This window comes from Citrobacter sp. Cpo045 (genome assembly GCF_030332875.1).
In the GTDB taxonomy this organism is placed as follows: domain Bacteria; phylum Pseudomonadota; class Gammaproteobacteria; order Enterobacterales; family Enterobacteriaceae; genus Citrobacter; species Citrobacter portucalensis.
The window spans coordinates 1-10,256 of record NZ_JAOWGZ010000074.1 but is presented as its reverse complement, the minus strand read 5'-3'; the positions used below and the strand labels follow the sequence as shown (position 1 = coordinate 10,256).

The 10,256-nt window shown below is 54.1% G+C and carries 15 protein-coding genes; 5 read left to right on the top strand and 10 right to left on the bottom strand.

All coding sequences use genetic code 11. The annotated features are described in order from the left end of the window. The 9 genes from OGY13_RS03675 to merT all read right to left on the bottom strand — a co-directional run. Positions 1 to 565: DUF4158 domain-containing protein (locus OGY13_RS03675; protein ID WP_259470151.1), on the bottom strand; the 565-nt coding region annotated here is incomplete at its 3' end. Between the two features lie 2 nt (positions 566 to 567). After that, a complete protein-coding gene (locus OGY13_RS03670) occupies positions 568 to 1,125 on the bottom strand; it encodes a recombinase family protein (protein WP_001162012.1) in 558 nt (185 codons plus the stop codon). Positions 1,126 to 1,254: 129 nt separating this feature from the next. Beyond that, the gene (locus tag OGY13_RS03665; protein WP_000993245.1) at positions 1,255 to 1,467 is read right to left on the bottom strand and encodes a DUF3330 domain-containing protein; all 213 of its coding nucleotides are present in this window, start codon (positions 1,465 to 1,467) and stop codon (positions 1,255 to 1,257) included. 65 nt (positions 1,468 to 1,532) lie between these two features. Further along, complete coding sequence (gene merE, locus OGY13_RS03660; RefSeq protein WP_022652270.1) at positions 1,533 to 1,769, bottom strand: broad-spectrum mercury transporter MerE; 237 nt, start codon at positions 1,767 to 1,769, stop codon at positions 1,533 to 1,535. After that, a complete protein-coding gene (merD, locus tag OGY13_RS03655) occupies positions 1,766 to 2,131 on the bottom strand; it encodes a mercury resistance co-regulator MerD (protein WP_001277466.1) in 366 nt (121 codons plus the stop codon). The genes merE and merD overlap by 4 nt, the downstream gene beginning before the upstream one ends. 17 nt (positions 2,132 to 2,148) lie before the next feature. Continuing rightward, positions 2,149 to 3,834 carry a mercury(II) reductase gene (gene merA, locus OGY13_RS03650; protein ID WP_000209296.1) on the bottom strand — a complete coding sequence of 562 codons (1,686 nt, stop codon included), beginning with the start codon at positions 3,832 to 3,834 and terminating at the stop codon, positions 2,149 to 2,151. A gap of 38 nt (positions 3,835 to 3,872) precedes the next feature. Continuing rightward, a complete protein-coding gene (gene merC / locus OGY13_RS03645; RefSeq protein ID WP_000522996.1) occupies positions 3,873 to 4,298 on the bottom strand; it encodes an organomercurial transporter MerC in 426 nt (141 codons plus the stop codon). A gap of 27 nt (positions 4,299 to 4,325) precedes the next feature. Beyond that, entirely contained in the window at positions 4,326 to 4,601 is a 276-nt protein-coding gene (gene merP, locus OGY13_RS03640; RefSeq protein ID WP_000732275.1) for a mercury resistance system periplasmic binding protein MerP, read from the bottom strand. A gap of 15 nt (positions 4,602 to 4,616) precedes the next feature. Further along, entirely contained in the window at positions 4,617 to 5,012 is a 396-nt protein-coding gene (gene merT / locus OGY13_RS03635) for a mercuric ion transporter MerT (protein WP_001294653.1), read from the bottom strand. Between the two features lie 71 nt (positions 5,013 to 5,083). On the opposite strand from merT, the gene merR reads away from it, so the two are divergent. Next, the gene (gene merR, locus OGY13_RS03630) at positions 5,084 to 5,539 is read left to right on the top strand and encodes a mercury resistance transcriptional regulator MerR (RefSeq protein ID WP_001166628.1); all 456 of its coding nucleotides are present in this window, start codon (positions 5,084 to 5,086) and stop codon (positions 5,537 to 5,539) included. Positions 5,540 to 5,632: 93 nt separating this feature from the next. Here merR and OGY13_RS03625 read toward each other — a convergent pair whose 3' ends face one another. Then, a complete protein-coding gene (locus OGY13_RS03625; RefSeq protein ID WP_176602932.1) occupies positions 5,633 to 6,568 on the bottom strand; it encodes a tyrosine-type recombinase/integrase in 936 nt (311 codons plus the stop codon). 236 nt (positions 6,569 to 6,804) lie between these two features. Between OGY13_RS03625 and OGY13_RS03620 the strand changes: the two genes are divergently transcribed. From OGY13_RS03620 to OGY13_RS03605, 4 genes are all read left to right on the top strand, one after another. Next, positions 6,805 to 7,632 carry a hypothetical protein gene (locus tag OGY13_RS03620; RefSeq protein ID WP_022652267.1) on the top strand — a complete coding sequence of 276 codons (828 nt, stop codon included), beginning with the start codon at positions 6,805 to 6,807 and terminating at the stop codon, positions 7,630 to 7,632. Between the two features lie 145 nt (positions 7,633 to 7,777). Beyond that, on the top strand, positions 7,778 to 8,185 hold the full coding sequence (locus OGY13_RS03615) for a DUF8727 domain-containing protein (protein ID WP_224776060.1): 408 nt from the start codon (positions 7,778 to 7,780) through the stop codon (positions 8,183 to 8,185). Next, positions 8,182 to 9,291: a hypothetical protein gene (locus OGY13_RS03610; RefSeq protein ID WP_224776061.1), complete on the top strand. Its 1,110-nt coding sequence runs from the start codon at positions 8,182 to 8,184 to the stop codon at positions 9,289 to 9,291. Before OGY13_RS03615 ends, OGY13_RS03610 begins: the two co-directional genes overlap by 4 nt. A gap of 21 nt (positions 9,292 to 9,312) precedes the next feature. Next, positions 9,313 to 10,256 (top strand): IS5 family transposase (locus OGY13_RS03605; protein WP_164850819.1); only part of this gene is annotated, 944 nt, incomplete at its 3' end.

Sequence of the window (10,256 nt, the reverse complement as noted above, 5' to 3'; positions counted from 1 at the left end):
TGGTAAGCAGAGTTTTTGAAATGTAAGGCCTTTGAATAAGACAAAAGGCTGCCTCATCGCTAACTTTGCAACAGTGCCCGATGGCATTCATGGCGGGCAGGATAATGCTCTGCCGCCGCAGATTCTCGACAAGTGCGCTCGCCAGCACGATGCCTTTGTCGGTCTGCAAGGCCAGCTCGGTCAATGTATGCACGGCTTGCCGATAGTGGCTCATGGTGAAGGGCTTGAACCCAAAAACCGTTTGCAGCTCGACCAAGTGCTCCCGCCGTGTCTGTTCGCGCTGGCCGTACTCGCTCCAACTTTCCACTGGCATCTTGAGTTGCGCGGCCACCATGCGCAACAGGGGCGGAAACGGAGGCTCATCGACGCCCAAAAAGGTGCCAGGGAATCGCAAGTAGCAAAGCTGCACAGCGAAGCCCAATCGATTCGCGGCGCCGCGACGCTGACGGATCACCGACAGGTCGGTTTCGTTGAACGTGTAGTGCCGTATCAGTTCGTCTTTGGCATCTGGCAGTGCCAGCAGGCTTTCGCGCTCGGTGGCGGACAGGATTGAGCGGCGTGGCATGGTCAGTCTTCCCGCAGGTACTGGTACAAGGTTTCGCGGCTGATGCCGAAGTCACGGGCCACCAAGGTTTTTTGGTCGCCTGCCGCAACTCGCCGTTTCAACTCGGCAATTTGTTCGCTGTTCAGCGATTTCTTTCGTCCCCGGTAGGCACCGCGCTGCTTGGCCAGCACGATTCCCTCGCGCTGACGTTCGCGGATCAGGGCGCGCTCGAACTCAGCGAAGGCTCCCATGACCGACAGCATCAGATTGGCCATCGGTGAGTCCTCGCCGGTGAACTTCAGCCCTTCTTTGACGAACTCCATGCGCACGCCCCGTTGTGTCAGCCCTTGGACGATGCGGCGCAGGTCATCAAGGTTGCGTGCCAGCCTGTCCATGCTATGCACCACCACGGTGTCGCCCTCGCGGACGAAGGCCAGCAGCCTTTCCAGCTCGGGACGCTGGGTGTCCTTGCCAGAAGCCTTGTCGGTGAACACCCGCGCCACCTGAACACCCTCCAATTGCCGTTCCGGGTTCTGGTCGAAGCTGCTGACGCGGACATAGCCGATGCGTTGACCTTGCAAGATGCCTCCAAAGGCAAAAGTGTCAGGATGAAATCTATTACCTTTGACGGAATATGTCAATCAATAGGAAATTTAACTCTATTCTGACATCGTTTGCACATGGCATCTGACATCAAGTTAGGGTATGCCTCAATCTGACGGCTGCGAACCGCCAGGGACAGGCGCAATGTCAGATTCTGTCGCGGCCTTGGCGCGTGCCTGGAAGCGTTCATAGCAATCCAGCCCGCAGAAATGTTCGACGTATTCCGCGCCTTCCGGGGTGAAGGCGGCATCGAGCGGAATTTCTTTGCAGCATACGCAGCAGGTGGTGCAACTGGCAGTGTTCGGGGCGTTTGCGTTCATGGTGGTACTCCTCCAGATTGGTAGCGAAGCTCAAAGCTGCCCACTCTCGGCTGGCTGGGAAGCGGTCATGATCTTCCCTTGAAGGCCCGCAGCAGCCGCGTCACAGACAGGACAAACAAGCCGGTCAGCGTGAGGGCTGCAATACCCCAGTGCACCCCGATGAACGCGCCGGCCGTCGTGCCGGCTAGCACAATGGCGAGAATCGGCAAATGGCAGGGACAGGTGAGCACGGCCAGCGCGCCCCACAAGTAGCCGGTGATCGGTTTGTGCGTCTCAGACGGCAAGTGCTCTGGGCTGTTCATGGCAGACTCTCCGCGTGCTGTGCCGGTTCGGTTGGCATGGCGGCCAGTTGCATTTCGAGGCTGGCCAGGGCCTCGCGCCGACGCTCGACGAGTTGCCGCAACACGGCAAGCTGCGCAGACGCACCGTCACCGTCCGCAGCATCCAGCGCCCGGCACAGCCGCGCCAGTGCGTCCAGGCCGATACCCGCTTCGAAGGCAGCCCGTACAAAGCGCAGCCGTTGCAACGCGGTGTCATCGAACAAGCCGTAGCCGCCCGTGGTGTACGCGACCGGCCGTAGCAATCCGCGCAGCAGGTAGTCGCGCACGATATGCACGCTCACCCCGGCATCAAGGGCCAGCCGGGACACTGTGTAGGCGCTCATTGAACACCTCCTTTTCCTCATCCGGCGCAGCACGAAAGCTGCTTCACGTCCTTGCTGAAGGTCTGCGCCGCGAGCTTCAGCCCTTCGACCATGGTCAGGTAGGGGAACAATTGGTCGGCCAGTTCCTGCACGGTCATACGGTTGCGAATGGCGAGCACCGCCGTCTGGATCAGTTCACCCGCTTCCGGGGCCACCGCTTGCACGCCGATGAGCCGTCCGCTACCTTCCTCGATGACCAGCTTGATGAAGCCGCGTGTGTCGAAGTTGGCAAGCGCACGCGGCACGTTATCCAGTGTTAGCAGGCGACTGTCGGTCTCGATCCCGTCGTGATGTGCTTCCGCCTCGCTGTAGCCCACGGTGGCGACCTGCGGGTCGGTGAACACCACGGCCGGCATTGCGGTCAGGTCCAGGGCCGCATCGCCGCCAGTCATGTTGATCGCCGCACGAGTGCCGGCCGCTGCCGCCACATAGACGAACTGCGGCTGGTCGGTGCAGTCGCCGGCCGCGTAGATGTTCGGGCTACTGGTGCGCATGCCCTTGTCGATGACGATGGCCCCCTGCGCATTGACGGCTACCCCCGCCGCTTCCAATGCCAGGCTGCGCGTGTTCGGTGTCCGGCCGGTGGCGACCAGCAGCTTGTCGGCGCGCAATTCACCGTGCGTGGTGGTCAGCACGAATTCACCGTCCATATGGGCGACCTGGCTGGCTTGCGTGTGCTCCAGCACCTCGATGCCCTCGGCACGGAAAGCGGCTGTCACCGCCTCGCCGATGGCCGGGTCTTCACGGAAGAACAAGGTATTGCGCGCCAGGGCCGTGACCTTGCTGCCCAGCCGGGCAAAGGCTTGCGCCAGCTCCAGCGCCACCACCGACGAGCCGATTACGGCAAGGCGTTCGGGAATGGTGTCGCTCGCCAGGGCCTCGGTGGAAGTCCAGTAGGGTGACTCTTTCAAGCCCGGAATCGGCGGGACCGCCGGGCTGGCACCCGTGGCGACCAGGCAGCGGTCGAACATCACGACGCGCTCGCCACCCTCGTTCAAACTAACGATAAGGCTCTGGTCGTCCTTGAAACGCGCTTCACCGTGCAGAACGGTGATGGCTGAATTGCCGTCCAGGATGCCTTCGTACTTGGCATGACGGAGTTCTTCGACACGGGCCTGCTGCTGGGCCAGCAGCCGCTCGCGCAAGATCGTCGGCGGTGTGGGTGGCATGCCGCCGTCGAATGGGCTTTCCCGGCGCAGATGGGCGATGTGGGCGGCGCGGATCATGATCTTGGACGGCACACAACCGACGTTGACGCAGGTGCCGCCGATGGTGCCGCGCTCAATCAGCGTGACCTGCGCGCCTTGCTCGACGGCCTTCAGTGCTGCCGCCATCGCGGCTCCACCGCTACCAATGACGACGACCTGCAACGGGCGTTCGTTGCCACTGGGCTTATCAGCGGCCCCTATCCAGCCGCGCATCTTGTCGAGCAGGCCGGCGCGGTTGTCCGTCGGTGGCGCATCGGCAAGCGTTGCCTCGTAGCCCAGCCCGGCCACGGCGGTAGTCAGCGCATCCGATGACGTGCCCGCCTCAATGGCGAGTTGCGCTGTGCCCTTCGGATAGGACACCAGCGCCGATTGCACGCCGGGCACTTTCTCCAAGGCTTCCTTGACGTGAGCCGCGCACGAGTCGCAGGTCATCCCGGTGATTTTCAGGGTGGTCATGTATTTTTCCTTTTCTGTGGTGGCTACGGCTGTTGCCGTCAGCCACGTTGTTCTGGCAATTCACAGCTGTCCGGCCCGCAGCGGCGATGTGCTGGCGAGATGAAATCCCAGACCGACACCCCAACCATCAAGGCCAGGCCGACATAGAGCAGTCCACCGCTCTGCCAGCCGTAAGCCCGCATTAAAAACACCGCTGCCAGCACCAAGATCGGGCCTATCGTGCCGAGCGCCGTGCGTCGCCACTGTCGATGATTGAGCCAAGCGATAGCATTGGCGAGTAACGCGATGCCGGCGAACATCGGCAGCAGGATGCCAATGAATAGCCCCTCGTACTGGCTCAAGAAGCCCAGTCCGATGGCCGCGCCAAAGCTGGCGATGGCAGGAAAACAGGCGGCGCAGCCCATCGCGGAAACGACGCTGCCGAGCGCGCCGGTTTTGCCAGCGATGCGCGTGATGAGTCCCATGTGTCGCTCCCGAGTTCGGTTAACGGATCAGCGTTTGAGGCTGGACGGATAGCCCGCGTCCTCGGTCGCCTTGGTCAACTTCTGGACGTTGGTCTTGGCATCGTCGAAGGTGACGACGGCCTGGCGCTTGTCGAAACTTACGTCGGTCTTGCTCACGCCCTCAACCTTGGAAAGCGCGTGCTTGACAGTGATCGGGCAAGAGGCGCAGGTCATGCCAGGCACGGACAGCGTGACGGTCTGGGTGGCGGCCCACACGGGGGCAACAACGGCAGCGAGGGCGAGGGCGGCAAACAGTTTTTTCATGATGAACTCCTGTGATTAATAGAAAAATGGCATGACGTAGGGAAATCCGAGCGAGACCAGGACCAGCGCGGCCACGATCCAGAAAATGAGCTTGTAAGTAGCTCGCACTTGGGGAATCGCGCAGACCTCACCCGGTTTGCAGGCTTGCGCCGGGCGGTAGATGCGCCGCCAGGCGAAAAACAGCGCGACCAGCGCTGCGCCGATGAAGATCGGGCGATAGGGTTCCAGCACCGTCAGGTTGCCGATCCATGCCCCGCTGAACCCCAAGGCGATCAAAACCAGCGGCCCCAGGCAGCAGGCCGACGCAAGAATGGCGGCCAGCCCACCGGCGAAGAGCGCGCCGCGCCCGTTTTGTGGTTCAGACTTTTGTGGTTCAGACTTTTGTGGTTCAGACTTTTGTGGTTCAGACATACGCTTGTCCTTTCAAATTTGGTTTGGATAGCTTAAGCTTACTTCCGTAGTTATGTACGGAGTCAAGCGATATGCAAATTAATTTTGAGAATCTGACCATTGGCGTTTTTGCCAAGGCGGCCGGGGTCAATGTGGAGACCATCCGGTTCTACCAGCGCAAGGGCCTGCTGCCGGAGCCAGACAAGCCCTATGGCAGCATTCGCCGCTATGGCGAGGCGGATGTAACACGAGTGCGGTTCGTGAAATCGGCCCAGCGGCTGGGCTTTAGCCTGGACGAAATCGCCGAGCTACTGCGGCTGGAGGATGGCACCCATTGCGAGGAAGCCAGCGGCCTGGCCGAGCACAAGCTCAAGGATGTGCGCGAGAAGATGGCCGACTTGGCACGCATGGAGGCCGTGCTGTCTGAACTGGTGTGCGCCTGCCATGCGCGGAAAGGGAACGTTTCCTGCCCGCTGATTGCGTCACTGCAAGACGGAACGAAGCTCGCTGCATCGGCGCGGGGGAGTCACGGGGTGACTACGCCTTAGCGTGCTTTATTTTCCGAATTCTGAGACGACCCCTGGCAGAACGCAGGAGTAAGGCTAACCGGGGCGCCCTGATCCACAGGGCCGTGCGATTGTTTAGCCGGTCAGGTTCAGCCGGTCGCGGGCCTCACGCAGCCGTCGTTCTCCCCGCCGGTCATACTGCTGGGTGGTGGCAACGCTGGCATGCCCCATCGCGTCCTTCACCGTGATGAGATCCTCCCCGTTATCGAGCAGGGCGGTTGCAAATGTCCGGCGCAGATCGTGGGGGGCGCATTTGGTAATTCCGGCCTGGCGCTGCCGCACCTGGAGGATATGGTACACCGCCTGGTCAGTCAGCCGGTCGTCCGTCAGGGTGTCAAACCGGCGGATACGGGTGAAAAGGGGACCCGGCGCCTCACCCCGGACCTGGTCTACCCACACCTGCAGCCGCTGCCAGCTTCCTGCCGGCAGAAAGGCCAGCCGCTCCCTGTTGCCCTTTCCGGTGACCCGCAGCGCCCGCTCCTCCGTGACAACGTCACCGATACAGAGGCCCACCGCCTCCGAGCGACGCAGCCCGCACCCGAGCATCACCGCCAGCAGGGCCGCGTCCCGCGGACCCAGACTGCTGCGATCGGCATCACATGCGGCAAAAAGCTGGCGGATCTCCGCCGCCGGCAGTGCCCGCCCCCGCGGCAGCCGGCTGCCACGCAGGTTCCGCACGGCGCGGATATGCTGGAAGCTGTCCACGTCCATCAGCCGCAGCATCCAGGCCTCCTTCGCCACCCCTTTCAGCGCGGCCAGATAGGTGTTGATGGTGGCCGTTGCGCGCCCCGTATCCCGGAGCATCTCAGTGATGGCCATCACATGATGACGCCGCAGGCTGCCCCAGGTACAGGTGTCGGGCCCGGCGAAGCCAAGCATCCGGGCGACGATCCCGAGAAAGGAGGCCATGGTCCGGCGACTGCGGGGAGAGTTCAGGGAAAGAAGATAGGCGCGGGCCGGATCAGAAAGGCCGGCATGACCGGCAACGGCGGGCAGGTGTTCCCCGTTCAGGCTGAGCGACGGAACGGGCGGTACCCGTTCCTCTGAGTGATCGGTCACGGTCTGATCTCCTGGGCCGGAAAAGCCCGGTGTGCTGTGTGAAAAAACGGGTCCGGTGACCCGGTCAAAGCGTATCGCAGAAAGTCTACTTTTTCAAATAGACATTTTAATAAGTAGAGAAAAAAATTGATAAGAGATACGGAACTGATAGGATAAATCTCATTTGTCGACAAAGATGGAAGTTAAAAATGAATGCTAATGATAGGAAAGTTTTATGCACTATTGACCAAGCTTTTTATGGTGAACGTGAAGATCAGTTTGGAAAGTTAAAAGCATATTATGAAGTGTTTAGTAACGGCGAAATAATACCAATCAATCAAAGCGACTTTTTCTGCGAAACAGAGCAAGTATTCGTAACAGGTGGTTTTTCTGAAATTAAGGAGAAATTTAAAGACAACTTATTTGAGGTCTCTTGCTCACCGACGAACTTCGAAAAAAAAGAAGGAGACTGTAAGTATGTAACAAGATTTAATGCTTGTGAAGAAATAAAAGGACTCCAGGTCAGTCAAATTATAGATGGTAAACTGCCTATACCCGAAAACCCTCTTTTAGTCACAGATATAAAGCCAACAACAAAGACCATAGTTATTGAAGAAAATGATTATATCTTTGGACCATTCGATTTTATAGCATCTCATGATGAATCATCTGACACATATACATTAAACTTAAAACCTATAAACACCCCCCTGAATAGAATCCCGCAATACCACATTGGAAAAATTGGCATTCAAAAATGCATTGCAAACATAGCCAGTAACCCTAAAAATAAAATATCATACCTGTCAAATATAAAGAGAAACCTTGAGCAAATCGATGAAGTGATTGATTTTATTTCAGATGATCAGATCATTTCAACGTACGGAAACAAAATAGCTCAAAACTCAGACATAAGAAGCTTTACAAAAGGAACTATATCTCAAATACGTAAGCATTTTTCATCCTCTAAGGAATTTAGAGCGTTTCCTCAAAGATTTACCAGACTATTCATACTTATTAGTTCCAGAGTACCTTAGATTCTTAGGCACTATAAACCAAGATGAAACTGTACAGACGCTGACGCCTCGATTATTAGACAGGGCTGCAATTATTAACTTTGATGACTTTGAACATAACTATGATGTTGTCATAAAAGAGTCAGGAGTTAAATCAAATATCCTAATGGAAGCAATATCTGGAAATGATTTTATCAAAGCATTTCAGCCAACAAGTTTAGAAATACCTCAAGATGTAGAGCAAACATTATTATCAATAATAAGTGTTCTACGCGATGATAGACTAGATTTTGGTATCCCAATTATTGTTTCTTATAGAAAAATAAAGGCTATAAGATATTATTATAATATTGCAGGTCCTTTGATGTCGATGGAGAGTCGATACTTGGCACTGGACTATGCTGTATCTCAACATATATTACCTCTGCTTAACGGTTATGGACAAGGTTTCGGTAAGAGGTTAGAAGCTCTGTTAAATATCCTCCCTGAGGAAATGGAAAGATCTTGTCGCTTACTTAAAAGAAGCATCAATCATGGAAGTCAAAATCTCTTTGGATATGGGAATAATTTATGATTGATTGTTATGTAAATGTTTATAACGGTAATGACGAATGCCGAATACCTCTTACAGACAGTGGTGCCTATGAGGTAAAGGAAAATGACAAGCTGGTTTTTCACTTAATTATAAGTGAACAAGAGTTGCTTACTCTTGGGGAGCCAGTTATGGTAATCGGCGATATTCCAACAACCTTTTTAAGAAATGAAAACTCCCCGCAAGGGGAGTGTCATTTTGTATCATGTGAACCGTCTTATTCTCATTCGTCACGCTACTTCTTTAACTTTTTCGGTGAGAGCGAGGTTACAATATATTTTGGTAAAGCAGAAGGGAAAACTTTAACATTTAAATTTAATATACTAGCAAGAAAAGAAAATGCAAAATTAGCAGAAGAAATGTTGGGTTTTATTAGTGATAATGTTGATGATACCGTAGCTATTTGTTTTTCGAGAAGCAAAACCGGAGGTGGTTTTAATAATGAAGAAGAACACAAGTTTAGCAAGTATGATGCAGTCATTTACGCTGTAAATTATTTATCGCAATCATTACCTGCTTTTGTTAATGACAAAAAAACTCACTGGAAACAGAAGGTAATTCTATCCCAAAATGGACAACCAACGGGTCCTGATTCTGTATACTGGGCACTTACGAATTTAGACAGATTATCTCCTTCTACGGCCGACAACTATAATATATACTTCAATAATCGTGGTTATCATTTTGATGAACAACCTAAGGAAGTGCTTATTGATGATACAAATGTTTATGAAAATATAATCATAAACTCGTTCTTGTACAATGCTGATAATTTTTTATATGCCTTAAAGAAACATTATTCTGAACTCGCATGTGAAGATGTTGGTTATTCTGATACTGAATATGTTCGCTTTGATCATACTATGTCAAAATATGCGAAAATAGCTTTGAAAATGAGAATTAAAGAAATTGAAGAAAATCATGAATTAGTAAAAAAACTGATTTACAGCTTTAAAAAAATAATGCCTTCCAAGATTAGCCCTAACATCCTCCCTAAAATAACTTCTTTTGTTGCAAAAAAAGGACATTATCGAGAAGCTTTTAGATTGATAAATATCGCGAACTTATCATCAGCACGGCTTTGTTGAATAAATCGAACTTTTGCTGAGTTGAAGGATCAGATCACGTATCTTCCCGACAACGCAGACCGTTCCGTGGCAAAGCAAAAGTTCAAAATCACCAACTGGCCCACCTACAATAAAGCCCTCATCAACCGTGGCTCCATAACTTTCTGGCTGGATGATGAAGCTATTCAGGCCTGGTATGAGTCAGCAACACCTTCTTCACGAGGCAGACCTCAGCGCTATTCTGACCTTGCCATCACGACTGTGCTGGTCATTAAACGCGTATTCAGGCTGACCCTGCGGGCTGCGCAGGGCTTTATTGATTCCATTTTTTCTCTGATGAACGTTCCGCTACGCTGCCCGGATTACAGCTGTGTCAGCAGGCGGGCAAAGTCGGTTAATGTCAGTTTCAAAACGCCCACCCGGGGTGAAATCGCACACCTGGTAATTGATTCCACCGGGCTGAAGGTCTTCGGTGAAGGCGAGTGGAAAGTCAAAAAGCATGGCCAGGAACGCCGCCGTATCTGGCGTAAGCTGCATCTCGCCGTTGACAGTAAAACACATGAAATCATCTGCGCTGACCTGTCGCTGAACAACGTTACGGACTCAGAGGCCTTCCCCGGGTTAATCCGGCAAACCCACCGGAAAATCAGGTCAGCCGCCGCCGATGGCGCTTACGATACCCGGCTATGTCACGATGAACTGCGGCGTAAGAAAATCAGCGCGCTTATCCCTCCCCGAAAAGGTGCTGGTTACTGGCCCGGTGAATATGCAGACCGTAACCGTGCAGTGGCTAATCAGCGAATGACCGGGAGTAATGCGCGGTGGAAATGGACAACAGATTACAATCGTCGCTCGATAGCGGAAACGGCGATGTACCGGGTAAAACAGCTGTTCGGGGGTTCACTGACGCTGCGTGACTACGATGGTCAGGTTGCGGAGGCTATGGCCCTGGTACGAGCGCTGAACAAAATGACGAAAGCAGGTAT